19 protein-coding genes are annotated in these 20,570 nt (G+C 69.5%); 6 read left to right on the top strand and 13 right to left on the bottom strand.

Annotation, left to right across the window (positions count from 1 at the left end; genetic code table 11):
* The first annotated feature begins 24 nt into the window (after positions 1-24).
* A complete protein-coding gene (locus OHB13_RS33980) occupies positions 25-636 on the top strand; it encodes a winged helix-turn-helix domain-containing protein (protein ID WP_328379680.1) in 612 nt (203 codons plus the stop codon).
* A complete protein-coding gene (locus OHB13_RS33975) occupies positions 633-1,967 on the top strand; it encodes an MFS transporter (protein WP_328379679.1) in 1,335 nt (444 codons plus the stop codon). The genes OHB13_RS33980 and OHB13_RS33975 overlap by 4 nt, the downstream gene beginning before the upstream one ends.
* Before the next feature lie 4 nt (positions 1,968-1,971).
* On the opposite strand, the gene OHB13_RS33970 is transcribed toward OHB13_RS33975, so the two are convergent.
* From OHB13_RS33970 to OHB13_RS33955, 4 genes are all read right to left on the bottom strand, one after another.
* On the bottom strand, positions 1,972-3,087 hold the full coding sequence (locus OHB13_RS33970) for a hypothetical protein (protein WP_328379678.1): 1,116 nt from the start codon (positions 3,085-3,087) through the stop codon (positions 1,972-1,974).
* A gap of 163 nt (positions 3,088-3,250) precedes the next feature.
* Positions 3,251-3,598 carry a peptidoglycan-binding domain-containing protein gene (locus OHB13_RS33965; protein ID WP_328379677.1) on the bottom strand — a complete coding sequence of 116 codons (348 nt, stop codon included), beginning with the start codon at positions 3,596-3,598 and terminating at the stop codon, positions 3,251-3,253.
* 59 nt (positions 3,599-3,657) lie between these two features.
* Positions 3,658-4,023 carry a peptidase M23 gene (locus OHB13_RS33960; protein ID WP_266862096.1) on the bottom strand — a complete coding sequence of 122 codons (366 nt, stop codon included), beginning with the start codon at positions 4,021-4,023 and terminating at the stop codon, positions 3,658-3,660.
* Between the two features lie 192 nt (positions 4,024-4,215).
* Positions 4,216-5,112 carry a helix-turn-helix domain-containing protein gene (locus tag OHB13_RS33955; RefSeq protein WP_328379676.1) on the bottom strand — a complete coding sequence of 299 codons (897 nt, stop codon included), beginning with the start codon at positions 5,110-5,112 and terminating at the stop codon, positions 4,216-4,218.
* 201 nt (positions 5,113-5,313) lie between these two features.
* Between OHB13_RS33955 and OHB13_RS33950 the strand changes: the two genes are divergently transcribed.
* Positions 5,314-5,562 (top strand): ribbon-helix-helix protein, CopG family, encoded by a 249-nt coding sequence (locus tag OHB13_RS33950; protein WP_266862100.1) that lies wholly within the window; start codon positions 5,314-5,316, stop codon positions 5,560-5,562.
* A gap of 1 nt (position 5,563) precedes the next feature.
* Positions 5,564-5,935, top strand: a complete 372-nt coding sequence (locus tag OHB13_RS33945) for a toxin Doc (RefSeq protein WP_164263198.1) — start codon at positions 5,564-5,566, stop codon at positions 5,933-5,935.
* Here OHB13_RS33945 and OHB13_RS33940 read toward each other — a convergent pair.
* The gene (locus OHB13_RS33940; protein ID WP_328379675.1) at positions 5,916-6,677 is read right to left on the bottom strand and encodes a formylglycine-generating enzyme family protein; all 762 of its coding nucleotides are present in this window, start codon (positions 6,675-6,677) and stop codon (positions 5,916-5,918) included. The two genes, OHB13_RS33945 and OHB13_RS33940, sit on opposite strands and share 20 nt — an antisense overlap.
* A gap of 143 nt (positions 6,678-6,820) precedes the next feature.
* Positions 6,821-7,039 carry a hypothetical protein gene (locus OHB13_RS33935; RefSeq protein WP_328379674.1) on the bottom strand — a complete coding sequence of 73 codons (219 nt, stop codon included), beginning with the start codon at positions 7,037-7,039 and terminating at the stop codon, positions 6,821-6,823.
* A 427-nt stretch (positions 7,040-7,466) separates the two neighbouring features.
* Between OHB13_RS33935 and OHB13_RS33930 the strand changes: the two genes are divergently transcribed.
* Both OHB13_RS33930 and OHB13_RS33925 read left to right on the top strand, forming a co-directional pair.
* A complete protein-coding gene (locus tag OHB13_RS33930; protein WP_328379673.1) occupies positions 7,467-9,419 on the top strand; it encodes a helix-turn-helix domain-containing protein in 1,953 nt (650 codons plus the stop codon).
* A 386-nt stretch (positions 9,420-9,805) separates the two neighbouring features.
* Positions 9,806-11,869, top strand: a complete 2,064-nt coding sequence (locus OHB13_RS33925; protein WP_328379672.1) for an aconitate hydratase — start codon at positions 9,806-9,808, stop codon at positions 11,867-11,869.
* Between the two features lie 59 nt (positions 11,870-11,928).
* Here the strand turns inward: OHB13_RS33925 and OHB13_RS33920 are convergent, their stop codons facing one another.
* The 7 genes from OHB13_RS33920 to OHB13_RS33890 form a co-directional block, all read right to left on the bottom strand.
* A complete protein-coding gene (locus OHB13_RS33920) occupies positions 11,929-12,999 on the bottom strand; it encodes a hydroxyacid dehydrogenase (protein ID WP_328379671.1) in 1,071 nt (356 codons plus the stop codon).
* A 21-nt stretch (positions 13,000-13,020) separates the two neighbouring features.
* The gene (locus OHB13_RS33915) at positions 13,021-13,971 is read right to left on the bottom strand and encodes a carbohydrate ABC transporter permease (protein ID WP_328379670.1); all 951 of its coding nucleotides are present in this window, start codon (positions 13,969-13,971) and stop codon (positions 13,021-13,023) included.
* Complete coding sequence (locus OHB13_RS33910; protein WP_328379669.1) at positions 13,968-14,864, bottom strand: carbohydrate ABC transporter permease; 897 nt, start codon at positions 14,862-14,864, stop codon at positions 13,968-13,970. Before OHB13_RS33910 ends, OHB13_RS33915 begins: the two co-directional genes overlap by 4 nt.
* A 97-nt stretch (positions 14,865-14,961) precedes the next feature.
* A complete protein-coding gene (locus OHB13_RS33905; RefSeq protein ID WP_328379668.1) occupies positions 14,962-16,227 on the bottom strand; it encodes an ABC transporter substrate-binding protein in 1,266 nt (421 codons plus the stop codon).
* Between the two features lie 156 nt (positions 16,228-16,383).
* Entirely contained in the window at positions 16,384-17,484 is a 1,101-nt protein-coding gene (locus OHB13_RS33900; protein ID WP_328379667.1) for a substrate-binding domain-containing protein, read from the bottom strand.
* A gap of 137 nt (positions 17,485-17,621) precedes the next feature.
* Positions 17,622-19,643: a PQQ-binding-like beta-propeller repeat protein gene (locus OHB13_RS33895; RefSeq protein ID WP_328379666.1), complete on the bottom strand. Its 2,022-nt coding sequence runs from the start codon at positions 19,641-19,643 to the stop codon at positions 17,622-17,624.
* 36 nt (positions 19,644-19,679) lie between these two features.
* Positions 19,680-20,522: a heparin lyase I family protein gene (locus OHB13_RS33890; RefSeq protein ID WP_328379665.1), complete on the bottom strand. Its 843-nt coding sequence runs from the start codon at positions 20,520-20,522 to the stop codon at positions 19,680-19,682.
* Positions 20,523-20,570: the final 48 nt, after the last annotated feature.

Raw genomic sequence — 20,570 nt, 5'->3', positions numbered from 1 at the left:
TCTTTCTAAAGATATCTTTACATCATGCCTGCCCAAGATCCGCTCAGCTCCGTCCGACTGACAGATCCACGCGCGCTGCGTGCGTATGCGCACCCGACGCGCATGGCGCTCGTGGGGCTGCTGCGCAGGGACGGTCCGCAGACCGCCACGCAGGCCGCCGGTGCCATCGGCGAGAGCGTCGCCAGCTGCTCGTTCCACCTGCGCCAGCTCGCCAAGTACGGGCTGGTGGAAGAGGCCGGTGGAGGTCGCGGCCGGGAGAAGCCGTGGCGGGCAACCGCAATGTTCACCAGCTGGGACACGGCCCCATCGGATCCCGCAGCCGCCTCTGCCGCAGAGGGGCTTCAGCTGGCCATGGCCGAGCGGTACTTCGAGCTCTCGGCGCGCTGGGTCCAGGCCAGAGCGCAGGAGCGGGCCGAGTGGCAGGAGGCTGCCCGGTTCGGCGACTACCAGCTGCGTCTGACGGCGGCAGAACTGGCCGAGCTGAACGACAAGATCCAGGATCTGGTGCAGCCCTACCTGGAGGACCCCGGCGGCGCCCGCCGGCACGCACCGGACGTACGGCCGGTCGCACTGTTGCACCTGGCCTTCCCGACTGACACCGCGGGCCAGGACCCTGCGACGGAAGCCGGTTCGTGAGCGCCCCCGGCGCCCACGAACCGATCGAGCGCGCGACCGCTCCGCCGACCCGGGCGGGACTCGGGCGATGGGTCCCCGACCTGCTGCGGGAGAGGGCTTTCCGCGGCTACTGGACCGGGCAGGCCATATCCCTGTTCGGGGACCAGCTTTCCTCGATCGCGATCCCCCTGGTCGGCGTCATCGCGGTGCACGCGGACGCCGCACAGATGGGCTTCCTGGCGGCGGCATCGTGGCTGCCCCACCTGTTCTTCGCCCTGCACGCCGGCGTGTGGGCGGACCGTCGGGCCCATCGGCGCCGGGTCATGATCGCTGCGGACCTCGGACGCGCCGCGCTGATGGCCACCATCCCGCTCGCCTACGTCCTGCACTCACTGACGCTCGTCCACCTCTACGTCGTGGCATTCGCCGCCGGCACCCTCGCGGTCCTCTTCGACGTCTGCGACTCCCCGCTGTTCAACGCCCTTGTCCCCGCGAGCCGGTATGTCGAAGGCAACGCCCTGACCAATGGCAACAGAGCGATGTCCCAGGTGGCCGGGCCGAGCATCGGGGGCATCCTGGTGCAGGTGCTCTCCGCGCCGCTGGCCCTCCTGGGCGACGCGCTGTCCTTCGTCGGCTCGGCCCTGTTCCTCTCCCGTATCGACCCGGTTGAGCCGCCCGCGGAGCACAAGGCCCGCGGACAGCTCGCGGAAGGAGGACGCTTCATCGCCCGCTCGCCCGTCATACGGGCAGCGCTGGGAGCCACGGCCACGGTCAACCTGTTCACCTTCATGGTCTCCGCCCTGTTCGTGCTGTACGCCACCACCACCCTGCAGCTGAGTCCTGGCCTGCTCGGCGGGGTACTGGGGGCCGGAGCCGTCGGCGGACTTCTGGGCGCCGGGTGCGCCGGAGGCATCGTCAAGCGGATCGGCCTGGGCCGCACCTTCCTCCTGGGGTGCCTCGCCTTCCCCGCCCCGATGCTGCTGATTCCTGCGGCGCACGGCCCGACCCCCCTGGTCATCGGGTTCCTTCTCGCAGCCGAATTCGGCTCCGGAGTCGGCGTCATGTGGCTCGACGTCGCCATCGGCTCGATCCTCGCGGCCTGCGTGCCCGACACACTGCGCTCGCGCGTCTTCGGGGCCTACCGGACCGTCAACTACGGTGCCCGCCCGCTGGGTTCGCTCGCCGGGGGAGCACTCGCCGGCGCCATCGGCCTGCGCCCCACCCTGTGGATCGCCGTCGGCGGCGCCCTGACCTCGTTCCTGTGGCTGCTGCCCTCACCCGTACCCGGCCTGCGCGACCTGCCGGCCTCCGAGCAGAGCGCCCCCGACGCCCTGCCGATCCCATCCAAATGATCAGCTACTGGCCGGCCTTCCCGGGACGCAGCGTCCACGGCACCGGTTCGGTGTTGGTCAGCCACTCGTCGGCGATCAGACGGCCGACAATGAGGGCGCGGAGGGCGCGTGGCTGTTTCTTCCAGCCCAGCCCCTTGCACAGTTGCTTGAACGACGGGCCATGGCCGTGGTCCTCGCGGAACGCCGCAGCGAACGCAGCGGCACGCGGCCCACGGTCCTGCTGCTTCTTCTCCCACTCGGCGTAGGCAGTGCGCACGTCCTCTGCGCACTGGACGGGAACGGCCTTCCGCATGAACGCCTCCGCCACCCGCGCCGTGGAGAACTTGCAGAGAGGACAGTGCTCGACGTTCTCGACGTGCCGACGCAGCGCCGTACTCGCCTTGGCCTTCCATCCCTCCCAACTCAGCTGCTCAACAGGCGACTTGTCGACAGGCCGGGAAGGCAGCTGATCGTCGCGTTCCCGATACCGCCCCGACAAGTGCCGTACGGCCTCGGACAGCCGGTACCGGTCACCCTCCACCTCCGAGAGGAAGTTCTTGGCCAGCAGCTCCGGCAGGGCCGTGTGACACTGCTCGGGGAGGCCGGCGGGAAGAGTGCCGGTGCGGTCGGACCTGCTGTGCGCGGCCAGGAACAGTGCCGCCAGCCGGGCCGGGGAGGAAGCCTTCTTGACCGGCTTGGCGGCCAGGGTGCGGGTGGTCCAGCCCGAAACCCGGGAACGCTGCAACTTGCCGAAGAGCAGGCTGCGGTCGGGCCTGGGTTCTCCTGAGAGTTCGGGCACGGTGACGGAGACGGGTGTGGAGGGATCGCCTGCCAGCAGGTCGCCCTGCGGCTGCCACCCGAGGCCGGACAGCGCAAGGAGAGCGCCCTCGGCGTCGCCCAGGCGCAGCGAACGCAGGTCGACTCCCGTCAGGTTGCCGGAACCGTCCCGGGCGGCGCGGATGGCGATCACCGCGGCGAGCAGCTGCGCGTCCGAGGATCCGTCCAGCGGAAGTGATCCCACAAAGGTCAGCAGGGCGCGGGCCGCTTCCCCCTGACCAGGTGTCAGCAGGTAGGGCCGTGGGGCGCTCTTCACTGTCGGCGTGGCCACGGCAGGGGAAGGGGCGGGCAGAGTGTTCGGCACACCACTTACAACGTACGAGGACCACAGAAGTCACCGCCGACGCAGCTGCCCGCGTCGGGGAGTTCACCGCCTGTCGTTCACGTCGGCCCGGCGCCCTGCGGCCCTGCCCGCCACACAGGACAGGGCAGGGCCGCAGGCACCGGCCCGCACACGGTCGGCCGTGTTACGCGTAGAGCTTCGCCCAGGTGTGGGCTCCCACCTCGCCGTCCACGGTGAGGCCGTGCGCGCCCTGGAACTTCTTGACGGCGGCGAGTGTCTGCGTTCCGAAATCACCGTCCACGCCGCTCCACGGCAGATAGCGCCAGTTGGCGAGCAGACACTGGGCCTGGGAGACGTGCGATCCGTGGTTGCCGTACACGGTCAGTGCCCTGCCGCTGTAGTACGCACACGCCGCATGCGGTGACATACCACCCGATGGTGCGGCCGTGGCACTGTGCGCGGTGGCCGCACCGGTGAACGTGAGCAGCGCCGCGGCCGCGACAGCGACCGTCGTGCGCCTGATTCGAGTCATGGTCCGTACTCCTGTCTGCGGCCGGGGGCGCCCCCCGGCGCCCCCGGTGCTGGGAACTCTCAGCAGTCGGGAACGCCTGCGATCTTGCGTCCGCCCTGCAGGAAGACGTTGCTGACCCAGGCGTCGTCACTGCCTGTCGTCAGCGTGACCTTGCTCCACCATGTGTTGGTCCCGCCGCTGGGGTCGGCCACCGGCGTCGTGTTCTTGTTGGTCTGGCACCAGTCGGTGAGGTGGATGTGCGAGACGGTGGCGAGAACGGTCGCGCTGGTACGCGGTGCCTCGCGCAGGTGGACACTGGTGGCGTAGACGTAGACCGTCTTCGACGCCAGCTGCGCGTCGGCCGCCTGGGCGCTGGGCGCCACGAACAGCGCTCCTGCTGTGAGTGTGACGGCTCCCGCCGCTATCAGCGCACGTCGGTACAGCATGGTGTGAACCCCCGTAGAACTGAGTGGAACTGAGTGGAACTGAGTGGGCTCAAGTCGGCGTGAGCCGACCTGGGTCGAATTGACGGGCCTGCCGGATCGCGGACCCGTACGTGCCCTCCACGGTGCCGCCGGTCCGGCCGCGCGTATTGGAGAAAATCGCACCCAGCAGGCGAACGGCGGAAAACCAGCGTCTTATCCGGCCAGGACGAGGCTGGTGCTCTCCCCCGGCAGCCGGTCCACCGGAGGCCCGCCGCGCCGGAGGGGGACGCGGCCTTCGATGAACTCCGTCGAGGTCAGCCCCGTCATGGCCTTGAACTCACGGCAGAGGTGCGCCTGGTCGTAGAAGCCGCACGCCGCCGCGACCTCTCCCGGCGGCTGCCCCCGGGAGAGCTGCCGACGGGCCCGCTGCATACGCAGCACCCGCGCCGCCGCCTTGGGACGCTGTCCGATCTGCTGCTGGAAGCGGTGTTCCAACTGTCGTACGCCCCAGCCCACTTCGTCCGCCAGACGAGGGATGGGCAGCGTTCCACCGGACCGGCTGAGCAGGGTCCAGGCCCGTACGATCTGCGGAGCGGGTCGCGGTCCGGTGGCGGCCCAGTCCGCCAGCGCCACGTCCAGCATCCTGAACCGCCGCCGCCAGCAGGGTGCTTCGGCCAGTGCATCCGTGAGGGCAGCGATCCGGCCACCCGGCAGCAGGAGCGGATCGACGGATTCGGCGGCCAGGTCGTGCTGGTCCGCGTCGAAGAGGGCGAACGCCATCCACGGGGCCAGGCTCACCTCCATCCCGTACAGCCGTCCGCCGTGCTCGGCCAGGGTGGCGCAGGTCCGCAACCCCGAGAGGACGGACATCCGGCGGAGTGGGCGCTCCGGACGGTCGGAGCGCGTGAGCGTGATCGGGTGTTCCTCGAAGGCCAGGACCAGGGTCGCGGCGCTGATCGGCGCCTCCAGGCGTATGCGCGGGTGGTCCAGTGCCAGCCGGAAACCCCGGTAGGCGAGCACCCCGGGCCGTAATCGGGGATGCGGTAACGCGTCGGCGGCCTCCCAGGTGCCCATCGGACAGGCCCGGAGGTCCATGTCTCTGCTTGTCATGCCAAAGGCGACGTGAGGGTCCGACGGAGCGGTTCCCTCCTGTTCCCGTCCGGAACGTGACCGCACAGGAGCCCCACCGTCCCCACGGTGAGCCCGCCGTAAGCCCGCTGTGAGCCCGCTGTGAGCCCGCTGTGAGCCCGCTTCCTGGCCGCATTCGACGGTCCCGTACCCGTGCTGTACGCCTTGCTGTACGGTCAGGATATGTCGAAGCCAGTGACGATCCGGGTCGATGACGAGTTGCACGCGTTGCTCAAGGAACGGGCCGAAGCCGAGGGAACAACGGTGACCGCGCTCATCACCCGCGCCGCGCACGACGCCGTCCGCGACCCCCGCCTCGAAGGCGCCGCCGAAGTCTTCCGCGCGTTCGTCACCGACAACGCCGACGCGTTCGACAGCGCGTTCCCCGAGGACGCCCCGGCCTTGCTCGACGCACCGGGGCGGGCCGCCTGAGGTGGAGCTCCATGTCGACATCCGCTGGCTGCTGGAGCGCCAGGCGGAGGCCCTGCCCAAGCATCCGCACATCCACGACTTCTCCAGCCTGGTGGCCGCCGTCGGCCGGCACCGCGTCAACACCCCGAGAGTCGGCGCCACGGTCGACAACTCCTGGCGCGCCGCCGCTCTGATGCACGCCGTCATCCGGCTGCGTCCGCTGCCCGCCCGCAACGCGTTGTTCGGCGTGGGCCTGGTCGTCGCGTACATGGACGCCGCCGGTGAAGGCATCGACGCACCCTACGGCGCACTGATCGACCTCGCCCGGGACATCGACACCGGCCGCTGCGACGCCTACGACGCGGCAGACCGCATCAGGTCGTGGCGGATCTGACCAGCGCCTGGCCGGCACGGCTCCGGGCGAGCCGGAACCCGAGGTCGTCGACGCGGAAGGTCGGGTGGCTCTTGCGGCGGCACGACGCCCTGCATCCTCGCGGATGGTCGTACGCCCCACCGCCCCGGAACACCCGGTACGGGCCGTAGACCTCGGGATCGAAGAGATCCCAGCACCACTCCCACACGTTGCCGAGCATGTCGTGGAAGCCCCACGCATTCGGCGCCCTGGTCGCGACAGGGTGCACCTGCTCCCCGGAGTTCCCGCGGTACCAGGCGATGTCGTCCAGCTCTCCGTAGCGGACACCGGAAGTCCCGGCCCGGCACGCGTACTCCCACTCCGCCTCGGACGGGAGGCGATAGCCATCGGCCTCCCAGTCGCAGTGCACGTCCCGCGAGTCCGGGTCGCGGCCCAGTACGTAACAGGGTTCGAGCCCCGTCGCTCGCGAGAGCAAGTTGCAGAAGCGGACGGCTTCTTGCCAGGACACCTCGGTCACCGGAGTACGCGGCCCTGCCTGATGCGCAGGCGCCTCCGCCCCCGAAGGCCGCTCCGCCCCTGAAGGCGCCTCGCCCACGACGGCGCGGTACAGCTCCTGGGTCACGGGGTACGGCGCCAGGCTGAAGGCATCGAGGGTGACTCTCCAGTCCGTCCTGGTGCCTTCGTCACGGAGGACGATCTCCCCGGCCGGTATGCCGATCATGCGCTCGGCCACGACCTCGTGCAGAGCCGGTTCGGACATCATCGCAGCGCCTGCCCGCAATCGACCGGGCCGCCGACCGGGCCGACAGCACCGACTGGGCCGACAAGGTCTTCAGGTTTCATGTCCTGATCATATGGGTCAACGTCCCTGCCCCACCCGCCCGTTCGCCGCGGGTGGTCCCGGCTTCAGGCGGAGGCGCCCGACCTGCCGTCCCCGGTCACGTACGACGTCAAGTCGCTGCCCAGGATCTCGGAGACGAGCCGGTGACCTGCCTCGTTCGCCTGGCCGGACGGCTTGTGCTGTCCTGACGCCGGGCCCGAGTCGGCGTCCGCTGCGGCGGCGCTTCCCAGAACGGCCTGAGCGATCAGTGCACTTGCGGCCAGAAACTTGGGGAACGTTCGCATGTGACGCGCCTTTCTCGGCAGAGGTCCGGACGACGGAGCACGACCCGTGGCCCGCCGCTGTCCGCGGGACGACGTCCAACGGCAGCCCAGGGGCGCCCGTTGGCGTCCTTTCGCCCGCGGTCTCCCTCCCAGTGTGTGCGCGTATGTCGCCGGGAGCCGTCGCTGGGATTGGTCCCGGTACGTCGTTCACTCGAACGGGGCCGCGCAGCCGGCGCACGGCCACCCCCCACCACCCCGTCAGGACCGGCACCCAAGCGACGGGGATACCCCCTCGCCTCCGGTACGTCGGGAGACATCTGGCACCCTTCGTCGTCCGGGCCGGGGCCCGGGCGGACGTACAACGGACGTACACACGGGGGCGTACACGCGGCGACGTACACGTGAGAATGAAGCAGGCGGGCGGGAAAGAAGACCGACGATCATGGTGATGGCTGTGGACAGAGCAGATTGCAGGGGCGCCCTGCCGACGCTGGGCGAGTTCCTGCGGCGCATCGGACCGCACCTGGTCGCCGGCCAGGACCATGCTGACCCGGCTGCCCTGGCCGACCCGGCTGCCCTGGCCGGCCTTGCGGACGTCGCCGGTCACAGAAGCCGGCCGGTGGCAGGGGCGGTACCCGCGAGCGAGCCGTACACCGGCGATGACATCAAGGATCTGCTGGTGGTCGCGGAAGCCGACGAGCCGTGGCTGCGGGACCCGTGCGCCGCCGGCCTCCGGCTGAGTGCGCTCGCCGGCGCGGGTGCCGCCGGCCTCCTGGTGAACGGGCCGGCCGAGGCCACCGCTCACGCGCCGGTGGTGTCCGCCGCCCGGCGCGGCGCCGTACCAGTGGTCCTCGCGTCCGGTATGCCCTGGCTCCGTGCCGCCCGGGTCATCGGCGATCTCCGCCACGACGCGGCCGGGGTCCGGGCGGCTTCGCTGAGTGACCTGCTGGAGGCCGCCCGTCCGGACCGGGGCGGCGATGCCAAGCCGCTGCTGGACTGGTTGTCCGCCGCCGTGGAGGGCACCGCCGAGATCCTCCCGCCCCACGAGGACGCCTCCCGGGTGCCCGCGCCCGACGCCGTCGACGCGCTGCGTGAGGGACGGGTCGCGGCCTCCGGGGCGAGCAGCGGCTCCACCGAGATCCGGATGTACGCGATCGGATCCTCGAAGCCGCATCCGGTGCTCGTCGTGAGCCGGCCCGTGGACTTCCCGCCCGGGGCGGTGGACGAGGTACGCCGGGTGCTCCCTTTCCTGGAGAGTGCCGTACGGCATCCGCTCACCGGACCCGAAGGCCTGGAGAGCGCTCAAGTCGCCGTGCTTCAGCTCCTGATGGGCGGGCTGGTCACCTGGGCCAGGAGGACGGCCCACGCGTTGCGGCTGAGCCGGACGGCCATGGCGGCGTCCGCGGTCCGCGTCCACATCCTCCAGTGCCCACCGGGGCTGCGCGACACCGCCGCGGGCCAGTGCAGGCAGCGGCTGCGCGAGACGGGACTGGTGGTGCGGTGCCCGGTCGACGACGGTCAGGTGATCATCATCACCGCCGCGCCGGACAGGGACCGGGACGACGACCCGGCCCGGGACGCCCTGACCTCCCTCGTGGCCGAAGCTCCGGACTACCGTCTGGGGACCAGCCGCCAGGCCCCGCTGGCGGCGACGGCGGGCGCGTACGAAGAGGCGACCCAGGCGCTCGCCGTGGCACGGAACCGGGCGGGCCGGGTCGCCGAGTACGAGGAGGAGGCGGGTCTGACGCGGCTGCTCCCGGCGGCCGCGCACTCCTGGGCGGAGCGAGTCCTCCAGCCACTCGCCCGGCTCCCGGCAGGCAGAAGGCCGGAGATCACACACTCCGTACGTCTGGGCCTCGCCTTCGGTGTCAGTGGCGCGGCGAAGCTGAGCGGACAGCACCGCAATACGGTCCGGGCGCATCTCGCACGCACCGCTCTGCTGCTCGGACTCGATCTGCAACGCCTGGGCGACCGGGCGGTACTGAGTCTGGCGCTGCGCATCCAGGACGACCTGGCGGCGGACAGCACAGCCTCCGTGCCGGACGCCGGTCTGCGCGAACTGCTGCGGCACCCGCTCTGCCGGGAGTGGGCCACCCGTTTCCTGGCCCCGCTCGATACGGCCCGGCGCCTGAGTCTCCGGCGCACGGTGACGACGTGGGTCCTCCATGGCGCCCGGACGGAGGAGACCGCAGGCCAACTCCACCTGCACTACAAAACAGTGCTGGCCCATCTGGCCACGGCGGAGCAGGTGTTGCAGCGTCCCCTCATCGAAACGCACCGGCGGATCACGGAGGGTGACGACAGCGCGAACGGATTCGACGGGCCGCACGACGTCGTACTCGCGCTGCACATCGCCTCACCCGAGCTGGGCATCATCGACAGCAGGCTGCTCGACGGCTGACCTTCCGGCTGCTCGCGTACCGGCTTGTGCAGCGGTGACAGGCGGCGGGGGAAACTTGTGCACCGGCGCCGTTCCAGGAGCCCGGAGTGAAGGCTAGCGTCCTCCGGGAGATCGCTCCCGCCTGCGGTTGTGACGTCGTCGTCGCTCCGGGCGGACCAGCGCATCGCACTTGGGCCACCGGCCCGGCCCTGACCGGTACAGGGGTTCGGTCAGGGCCTGCCGGTGGGCCGCCCCGCATCACCCGGCGGCCGCGTCCGCCCGCCCGTCCCCCGGCCCCGCCCGAGCCGAGCAGCTCCGAGGGGCACGGAACGCCGTGTCCACGGACAATGGGGTACTCGGGCCCGGAGAGGGCAGCCGGGCACGTGGCACACGCGCGGAGGTGCGGCATGGAGGCGGGCGGACAGCAGGAGCGAGCCACCGGCGACACAACGCAGACCGGGCGCACCGCGCAGACGGCGCAGTCCCGGCGGAACGGAGCCGCGCACGGCACCGTGACCCATCAGCTCATCGCGGACCACCTGGTGGAAGGGCGGATGGAACCCGGCACCGAGATCGGACTGCGGGTGGACCAGACGCTCACCCAGGACGCCACCGGCACGCTGGTCATGCAGGAGCTGGAGGCGCTCGGCCTCGACCGGGTGCGCACCGAGGCGAGTGTCCAGTACGTGGACCACAACATCATCCAGACCGACGAGCGGAACGCCGAGGACCACGCGTTCCTCCGCTCGGCGGCCCGGCGCCTCGGTGTCTGGTACTCGAAGCCGGGCAACGGTGTCTCGCACCCCGTCCACATGCAGCATTTCGGGATTCCGGGCCGGACGCTCGCCGGTTCCGACTCGCACACCTGCGCCGCCGGGGCCATGGGCATGTTCGCGGTCGGCACCGGGGGCCTGGAGGTCGCCTTGGCCATGGCGGGCCGTCCGTTGCGCATTACGATGCCGCACATCTGGGGCGTCCGGCTGACCGGATCGCTCCCCGAGTGGGTCAGCGCCAAGGACGTCGTACTGGAGATGCTGCGCCGGCACGGTGTGAAGGGCGCGGTGAACCGGGTCCTGGAGTACCACGGTCCGGGGCTGGCGTCGCTGTCGGCGATGGACCGGCATGTGATCGCCAACATGGGGGCCGAACTGGGCGCCACCACCACGGTGTTCCCCTCCGACGATGCCGTACGTGACTTCCTGCGCAGCGAGGGCCGTGAAGACGTCTGGACGCCTCTGCGGGCGGCGGACGACGCGGTCTACGACCTGGACGAGGAGATCGATCTCGCAGCGCTGGAGCCGCTCATCGCCCGGCCCACTTCGCCGGGCAACGTCATGCGGGTGCGTGAGGTCGCGGGTGAGCCGGTGGGGCAGGCGGTGATCGGTTCCTCCGCCAATCCCGGTCTGCGCGACTTCGCCATGGCGGCGGAGATGGTCCGCGGGCGGCAGACCCCGCCAGGGGTGAGTTTCGACGTCAATCCGACCTCCCGGGAGATCCTCCAGGACCTCAGCCACTCCGGCGCGGTCTTCGACCTGATCGCGGCGGGGGCCAGGATCCACCAGGCGGGCTGCCTGGGGTGTATCGGCATGGGCCAGGCACCGGCTGTCGGCCGCAATTCGCTGCGTACGTTCCCGCGCAACTTCCCCGGTCGTTCGGGTACCGCGGACGACGCGGTGTGGCTCTGTTCACCGGAGACGGCGACCGCCTCCGCGCTGAACGGTGTCATCACCGATCCGCGGGACTGGGCGGCGGAGACCGGACTCCCGTACCCGGTTGTCGGGACGCTGCGGGCGGAGCCGGTCAACACCGCGATGCTCGAACCTCCGCTGCCGCCCGAAGAGGCTTCCCGCGTGGAGCTGGAACGCGGTCCGGGCGTCTCCGCCCTGCCCGACCTGGATCCGCTTCCGGACACCGTGTCGCTGCCGGTGCTGCTGAAGATGGGCGACAACGTGTCGACCGACGAGATCTCACCGGCCGGCGCCAAGGCGCTGCCGTACCGCTCCAACATCCCGCGCCTCGCGGAGTTCACCTTCACCCGGATCGACCCCGACTACCCGTCCCGCACGGCGGATTGCCGGGACGCGGGCGGACACCTCGTCGTCGCCGGGGACAACTACGGGCAGGGGTCCTCCCGCGAGCACGCGGCGCTCACGCCCCGTTATCTGGGACTGCGGCTGGTGATCGCCAAGTCGTACGCGCGGATCCACTGGCAGAACCTCGCCAACTTCGGTGTCCTCGCTCTCGAATTCGACGATCCCGCCGACTACGACCGCATCGAGCAGGGCGACGAGATCCGGCTGGAGGGTCTGCACGCGGCCCTCGTGCCGGACGCCGATCCGTCGCTGGTCGCCGTCAACACCACGCGGGACGAGAGCTATCGGGTGCACCACCGGCTGCCGGACCACCGGCGCCGGACGGTGCTGCTCGGCGGCATCATCCCGGCGGTGGCGGCGGAGGAGGCCGGACGCTGACCCGGGCGGCCCCATCGCGTACCGTCCCGGAGCCCTCACCCCAGGGAGGAATCACCCACTCAGGCCGACGTGGTCAGTACGTCACGCGTCACAGCATGAGCGAACTCCTTTCCGGCGCAGTAGCGTTCGACCTCGTCCAGGGCGCTGCGGGTGATGCGCTGGAGCTCGCCGCCCAGCGATCCCGCGATGTGCGGTGTCAGGAGGACGTTGGGCAGCGAGTACAGCGGTGACGCCGCCGGCAGCACCTCGGGATCGGTGACGTCGAGGACCGCGTGGATACGTCCTGCCGAAGCCTCAGCGGTGAGGGCCTGGGTGTCGACGAGCGAACCCCGTGCCGTGTTGATCAGTGTCGCGCCGTCCCGCAGGAGCGACAGTCTCCGGGCATCCATCAGATGGTGGGTCTCGGGCAGCGCGGGGGCGTGCAGGGAAACGACATCGCAGACCGCCATCATCTCGTCCAGTCCGGCGAGCCGGGCTCCCAGCGACCGGGCCCGCACCGGGTCGAGGTGGGGATCTGCCACCAGGAGGTCGAAGTCGTAGGAGCCCAGCAGCTCCAGCACCCTGCGCCCCACCAGGGACGCGCCCACCACGCCGACCGTCCGGCGGTAGTTGCCGAAGCCCGGATAGCGCGCTGCCCAGTCCAGAGCGGCCCGGTGTTCCCGGTAGAGCCCACCGATCTCCCGTACGCGTTTGTTGGCGAAGAGGACAGCGGCAACCGTGTACTCGGCAACGGGCAGGGCATTGGCGGCGGCTGCCGTGGAGACGAGAAGTCCGCGGTCCCAACAGGCTTCCGTCACATGGTGTTTGACGCTTCCCGCGGCGTGTACGACCGCTTTGAGCGCCGGCATACGCTCCAGCGCGGCGTGGTCGAGCACGGGGCACCCCCAGGACGTGATCAGGAGTTCCACGGCTGCCAGGTCCGGGGCTGTCAGGTCCGGTACCCGGTCGAAGCCGTCGGTGACCAGCCAGGGAGCGATGTCGACGTGCCGGGTCAGCTCTTCCAGCACGGCCGGCGGGAAGAGTGCGTCGCGGTGCGGGCGGCCCATGGCGAACAGGGCGCGCGGGCGGGACGGAGCGGAGGGCAGCGAGGTGGAGGGCAGCGGGGTGGAGGGCAGCGGAGCGTGTGGCATGGGAATCCTCATGACGATGGCCTACTTGACGGCGCCGGCTGTCATGCCGGACTTCCAGTACCGCTGGAGCATCAGGAAGAGGACCAGCAGGGGAGCCACCGACACCAGCGATCCGACGACGGCCAGGAGATAGTCCTGCGGGTGCCCCTGGGAGAGCGCGGACGAGTACCAGACGTAGAGCCCGAGGTTGACCGGATAGAGCTTCTGGTTGGACAGCATCACCAAGGGCAGAAAGAAGCTGTTCCAGATCTGGGTGAACTGGAAGAGGAAGATGGTGACGAAGGCGGGCGCGAGCATGGGGAAGGCAATGCGGCGGAAGGCTTTGAACTCCCCGGCCCCGTCGATCCGGGCCGCCTCCAGGACCTCGTCGGGGACATAGGACGCGCTGAAGACCCGGGCCAGGTACACCCCGAACGGGAACACCAGGCCGGGGACGAACACTCCCCAGAAGGTGTTCACCAGACCGACCTTGGCAGCGATCAGGTACAGCGGAATCGCCATCGCCGTGCCGGGCACCATCACGCCCAGCAGGACGAGGGCGAAGAGCTTCTCCTTGGCGGGAAAGGCCAGTTTGTCGAAGGCGTACCCGGCGGCCACGCTGAACACCGTGGCGAGCAGCGCGCCCACCCCGGCGTAGAGGAGGGTGTTTGCCATCCAGCGCAGGTAGATGCGGTGGTCGACGTCGAAGAGGTGGTGGAGGTTGCCGATGAGAGCGAAGCCGTGTCCCGGTGCGAAGCCGTTCGTGGCGAAGAGGTCCTGGCGGCTCTTGGTGGACGACAGCACCAGCCAGAGCAACGGCAGGAGTGTGTAGAGGGTCGCAAGAGCCAGCATGGCGGTCACACCGGTCCTGGACAGCAGAGCGGAGGGCCGCCGGCGGGGGCGGCGGGGGCCGTCCTGGGACGGCCCGGCTCCGCTCCTGTGGCCCGGGGCCGGGGTGAGGACCGGGGGACTGAGTGTCGTGGACTTGATCACGACTGCCTCCTGCTGCGCGAAAGACGGGTCACGAGGAACGACAGCACTGCGGCGAACAGCGCGATGAGCACTGAGGCGGCTGCGGCCAGGCCGAAGTCGTTATGGGTGAAGGCGGCGGTCTGGACGTACATGTTGGGCGTCCAGCTGCTGCCGATCGCGCTGGAGGCGCTGTAGATGACCTTTGGCTCCGTGAAGAGCTGGACCGAGCCGATCACGGTGAACAGTACGGCCAGCGAGATGGCCGGGCGGATCATCGGCACCTTGATCGACAGGGCGGTACGGATACCGCCCGCGCCGTCGATCTTCGCCGCGTCGAGGGTCTCGCGCGGCACGGCCTGAAGCGCGGCGTAGAAGATGACCATGTTGTATCCGATCCACTCCCAGACGGCGATGTTCGCCGCGGAGAACACGGCGTTGTCCGCCGACAGGAAGCTGATGTCGAGGCCGCCGGAGTTGAGGAGATCGATCACCGGGCTCAGCCCGGGTGTGTACAGGTAGACCCAGATGAGTGCCGCGATCAGACCGGGCACCGCATGCGGCAGGAACAGGGCCAGCTGGAAGAAGACCCGCGCCCTGACCAGTGCCGAGTCCAGGAGCAGCGCGAGGACGAGTGCGCCGCCGATCATCAGCGGGATGTAGACCGCGACGTAGACGGCGATGGTGAGGAATCCGTCACGGAACGCCGGGTCCGACAGTGCGTTGGCGTAGTTGTCCAGGCCTGCGAAGACCTCTTCGGTGCCACCGAATCCGAGGCCGGAGGTATGGGTGGTGAACAGGCTCATCCGGCCCGCGTAGACCAGCGGGGCAAGGGTGACGGCGGCGAAGAGGACGAAAAACGGTGCCAGGAGCAGCGCGGCAGTACGGCGCTGTGCACGGGCTGACGGGCTTGCCATACCGGCCTTCCTCAGTGAGGGCGGGAAAGTGCGGGGTCGGGGTGCGGGTGTGTCCCTCTCCGGCGGGGCGGGGTTCGCCCCGCCGGGGGCCGGCCTGCTACGGGGCAAGCTTCATACCGCGATGCCTGATGTCCTTGACGGTGGCCTGTTGCGCGCTGTTGAGGACGTCGAGAAGCTTCACGCTGCCCTCGGCGACCTTCGGGAGCCCGTCGATGAGGGACGTGTTGGTGGTTCCCATGACGGGGCCCCAGGTCCAGCCGGGCACCACCGCCTTGTAGGACTTGCTCCCCACCGCGTAGATGTCCTGGCCGCCGAAGTAGTCCGTGGCGAAAGCCGTTCTGGCGACCGGCACGAGCCGGGGGTCGGCGGGGAACATGCTGCTGGTGCCGTCGGAGACCCACGCCTTCATGCCCGCGGGGTCAGTGGTGATCCACTTGATGAACTCCGCGGCGGCTCCGCTGTTCTTGGCGCCCTTGGGGATGACGAAGGACGAGCCGCCGTACATGGCGGAGGCCGGCTTGCCGTCCCAGGTCGGGACCGGGGCCACCGACCACTTGCCCGCCTGGTCGGGGACGGTCGCCTGCTGGGATCCGGCGCACCAGCTCGCGCAGACATAGGCGACGGTGCGGTTCTGCTGGACGCTGGTCCAGAACGGGTCGAGCGTGCTCAGCGACCGGACGAGACCCTGCCGGGCGAGACCGCCCCAGTAGTCGGCCACCTTGCGGGAGGGGGCGTCGTCGAGCGATACCTTCCAGGCGTCCTGCTGCGTGCCGAACCATCGCGATCCGGCCTGCCAGGAGAGTGCGCTCAGCAGTCCGGGGTTGTCGGTGAACATGACACCGCCGCGGGCCTTCGGATCGGCCTTCTTGACCCGTACGGTCATGTCCCGGTACTCGTTCCACGTCTTGGGAACGCCGATCTTGTGCGTCTTGAAGAAGTCCTTGCGGTAGTACAGCATCAGCGGGGCGGCGTCCCGGGGAACGCCCCACGTCCGGCCCCCCAGCTCGACCAACCGGCTTACCGACGCCGGGAAATGGGCTTTGACCAGGGAGCCGAGGGGCTTGTCCAGGCTCTCCAACTCGCCCTGGGTGGCGAACTCCGGCAGCTGCGGGTACTCGACCACCGCGACGTCGGGGACCGTGCCGGCCTTCACGGCGTTCGTGAGCTTCGAGTAGTACTCCTGGCCCGAAGGCACCGACTCGAAGTTCACTTTGATACCGGGGTGGGTCCGGTTGAATGCATCGGCCACCTTGTCGGAGCCCTTGACGAAGGACCAGAAGGTGACCTCTCCGGTCTTCTTCTCCGCCGCGGACCCCCCGTTGTCCGCGCCTCCGCATCCCGTACTGAGCAGGCCGAGTGCCATGACGGAACAGACCAGAGCTGTCAGACGTCCACGAAACATGCTGTGTCACCGATCGTTCGCTGGGGTGTCACCGCAATCATTCGATACAGACGACAGACAGTCAATACATATGCTTTCGTTTGCTTGAAACGAAAGCGATACGGCATCACATGCCGGTCACTCTCCTGTGGTGCCCGCCCGGCTACCGGCGCCACAGGACGCCCGCACCCGCAGTTCCGGACGGAGCAGGATCTCCGCCAGCGGCGTGGCAGGGTCGGACAGCCGGCGCACCGCCAGGTCGAGGGCCCAGGAACCCACCGCCTGCTTGGGGGGCGCCACCGCGGTCAGGGGCACCTCGCTCAGCTCGGCGACCTCGTCGTCGTAGGTGACCAGGGCCAGGTCCTCCGGCACCCGCACGCCCCGAGCGCGCAGGATACCGACGAGGGCAATCGCGTCGATGTCGTTGTGCACCAGCGCCGCCCGCACCTCACCGGCTTCCACGGCCCGGACCACCTCTTCGAAGCGCCCGTCGACCGGAGCCGCATCGCCGCTGGTAGTGATGCGGTACTCGGGCCCCGGCGTGAGTCCCATGGTTTTCACGGCGTCGGCGTATCCGGCGCTGAGAAGAGCCGTGTTGGGACTCTCGGCCCTGGCGACCAGCGCCACCCTGTCGTGTCCGAGCCCGGCCAGATGCCGTACCGCCAGCGCCGCCCCGTAGGCATGGTCCGAGGCCACCTGCTCCAGCCGGCCGGCCATCAGCCCGGCCCGGCGCTCCACCAGCACGACCGGCACCGCCAGGCCGCTCAGCCACCGTTCGGCTTCGTCCAGAGGGCTCAGGCCCGGGTGCGGCATCAGCAGCAGACTGTCGATGCCACCGGCCATGAGCTGGCGTACCTGCTCCTGGTGCTCCGACAGCGACTCCCCCGAAACGGCCAGCACGACACGCACACCGCGCGCCCGCGCCGCGTTCTGGACACCGCGGATCACCTCGGCGTAGTAGTAGCCGCCCGGAGGCACCACCAGGCCGACGCTGTGCCGCTCCCCCGCGTCCGGCGGGGCGGGAACAGCAGCCTCGGTCGCCGCCGGCGCCCCGGCCGTGGCCAGGGCCCTCGCTCCGCCGTGCACACGGGCCAGCAGCCCCCGGTCGGCCAGCTCCCGCACGTCCTGGCGCAAGGTGACGGCGGAGACGCCCATCTCCGCCGCCAGTTCCTTGACTGTGATCGACCCCTGGCGCTCCACAGCGCTCAGGATCGCTTGCCGCCGCTCGTCGGCCAACACCTTGGGTCCCCTCTCGGTAACGAGTGAGTCATCCTCTTTCACTCGACTACCGAAAGATATCAATCAAAGGCAGAGACCGGCTTGGATCGGCGGATGTGCTGGACAGCGGCTGTTCAGTACGACAGCGGCCTGTTGTCTCAGTACGCCGGCCGGTCGTCGACCTCGACAAGGTTGTGGCCGCGCAGTGTATAGAGCATGCCCCTGTATACGTTGACGTGCGGGCCGCTGTACCAGACGCCGTTGATGCCCGCGACGACGGTACTGACGGCAAATGTCCTCGGGTGGAAGCGGAAGAGCGTGGTGTCCGAGACGCCGTAGACCACGCCACGGTTGGTGACCATCGCGGCGAACCCCTTGCTGACACCTCCCACATCAGCGGTGTGCACCACCGCGCGGGTCCGCACATCGATGACGAACAGTCCGCCCCCTGTGGTGAGTCCGTAGAGGTGGCGGCCCTGCACCGCCAGGGCCGCCACACCCGCCTCCTGCTGCGGATCGACCCGCCACCTCTCCTTCCCTGTGACCGGATCGACGGCTACGACAGTGGCGCGCGGTCCCTGCTTGGAGGCGTTGTCGCCGCCCAGATAGGCGACGCCGTTCCGGTTGGCCACCGCCCGCACGAGCTGGACGTCATCGATCGGATTGACGTAGGAAGCCGATTTACCGCTCCTCGGGGAGTACGTCCACAGGGCGCCGCCTCCCTCGGTGTCGGACTGCACGCCGACCAGGAGCAGTTCGTTGTCCGGGTCCCACGATGTGTCCAACGGCCGGTTCTGCTCGCTGGGGAAGTGCGCGGCCTGTTGTGGTTGCCGTCGCCGGGCAGGGTCGTATCGCCAGATGCCCTGGGCGTCGTACTGGCCGGTGTACAGACAGCCTTCGATCACCTCGGCGTCCTTGGCCTCACCAGGTGCCCGCAGGTTGACGACCTCGCCGGTCTTCAGATTGCGCCGGGAGATGGCGCCATTGCCTCCGAGGTAGACGTAACCGCGTCCGGCGGCAACCCCCATACCGGCTTGCGGACTGGTGGGCGCGCCTGCTGTGTCCAGTTCGGTGACCGCCGATGTACCGGCCGACAGATCGATCTCGGCGACGAAGCCGTAGCCGGAGACGACCTCAAGCTTTCCGTCGAGTTGGTCCAGGCCCCAGATCTCACCGAGGTCCGGCCCGTCGAACTTCAGAGGGGAGACCTTCTTGTCCGTCTTCGAGTAGGCCTGCACGCCCGACTCGGAAGCGAAGTAGATTCGGTCCTCGTCGGCAGTGAACGACTTGATGGTGGTGCCCGCGGTGGATACCACGGTGTACGAGGAGAGGTCGTCCAGGTCCATCACGGCGAGCTTCGCGGGGTCGACGCCGCCCGACGTTCCGACGATCAAGTGCCCGTCCAGGACGGCCAGTTCGCGCAGACTGGGGTCCTTTTCCATCTCCTTGGGCACGACCGAAGTGAACGTGTGCTTCTTCCGGTCGAACGCGAACAGCGATGCCTTGCTCGCGCCGCCCCCGCCGGAGAGGATGCTGCCCGCCCCGAAGAAGACGGTGGTCTCCGTGGCCGCGACCGCCCTGGCCAGGGTCGCCTTCGGGTCGGGGACGCCACGGTCGGTGACGGCGCCGGTGGCCGGGTCGTACTCCCACAGAACGGGCGCCTTGTCCGGGACTCCGCCCACGGCGTACACCGTGCCGTCGGGTGCGACCGCCAGATCACGGATGTCACGGTCTCCGGTTCTGCCGATGGCCACGGCAGGCTTGTCCGGCGTCTTCAAGTCCCAGCGGTAGAGGTTCGGTTTGCCCTCATCGGCCTTGACCAGCACGCCGATATAGAGGTACTGGCCCGTGGGGTCCGCCGCGAGTGCCTGGATGGACGGCTCGGGCCCCGCGCCCAGGGCGGTGTGCGACACCACCTTCCGGCTCGGCACATGGAAGCCGCTCACGCCTGCGGGGCTCACATTGCGCGAGCCTATGTAGACGGTGTCACCGACCAGCAGCCCGCTCATCAGCGAAATCTGGGAAAGGCCCGGCCCCAGATCGGTCACCGTCGTCCGGGGAGGCCGGCCGGTTGCCGCAAGTGCCGGTGCGGCGACGAGGGATTCAGCGGCCGTCGCCAGCCCGAGCGCACCACCGGCCTGGAGCAGGCGGCGCCTGCTGAGGAACGGATAGCCCGTCATGTGTACTCCTGGAGGTATGGGTTCTGCGGGTCGGCGTCAGGACAGGTTGAAGATGCGGATGTTGTCGTGCTGGACGATCCGGGTGGGTACGTCCCCCTTGTCGATCGACTCCGAGGGGCGGTAGAGCCCCCACTTGATGTAGCCGTGGTCGGCCGGGTTCCCCGGCTGATAGGTCCGCACGTTCTCGTACGAAGCCGCCTGCCTGTAGTCGGACTGCCCGGGGAGTTGCACGGAGACCCGGAAGTATCCGGTGCCGTCGGTGGTCCAGCGCGCGTCGATGCGGAAGTTCATCCACTTGTTGATGCAGGGACGGAGGTCCGCCACCACCGTCGTCTGACGGTTCAGGTGCGGCGACCGGAACGCCACCTCGTTGCGCTTCGTCATCAGGTAGAAGGCCGGGACATTGCCCCCCGCGTACTTGCCCTGGAAGACGATGTCACCCGACTCGCTGTCTCCCGGCTTGTACGGCTGCCAGTCCTTCAGCAGCACGCTGAACTCGTAGCGCTGGGTGTCGCCCACGTTGAACTGCCCGTTCTTGAGCAGGTCCGTCGCGGTCTCGCTGCGCGGTGCGCCGTTCGACTCGTAACCCGGATCGCCGAGCGTCACCTTGTGCTGGACCGCGTACGAACTCGCTTGTCCTGGCCGCACGACACCGGACGCGTCCGGCGCCGTCGCGTGCGTGGTGGTGAGGCCCTTCACTCCCGAGTCCAGGGTTCCGCTCTCGTAATCCACCCCCAGAACCTCTTTGGCGGTCTGTGCGGTCACCGGGCTGACGTGCGGGGTCCGTTGCTGGTCTGCCGCCTGGGCTTGGGACAGCAGACAGGGAACTGCCAGCGCTGCCGCACAGAGTGAGGTCGATACCTTGCGAAGCTTGGTCATTCTGCTCCTCGACATCGTGATATTACGGGTCAAGTGGGAGGCGAAACG

It is taken from the genome of Streptomyces sp. NBC_00440 (assembly GCF_036014215.1).
Taxonomy (GTDB): domain Bacteria; phylum Actinomycetota; class Actinomycetes; order Streptomycetales; family Streptomycetaceae; genus Streptomyces.
The sequence above is the reverse complement of the archived record's forward strand: the minus strand, read 5'-3'. Positions and strand labels throughout refer to the sequence as shown.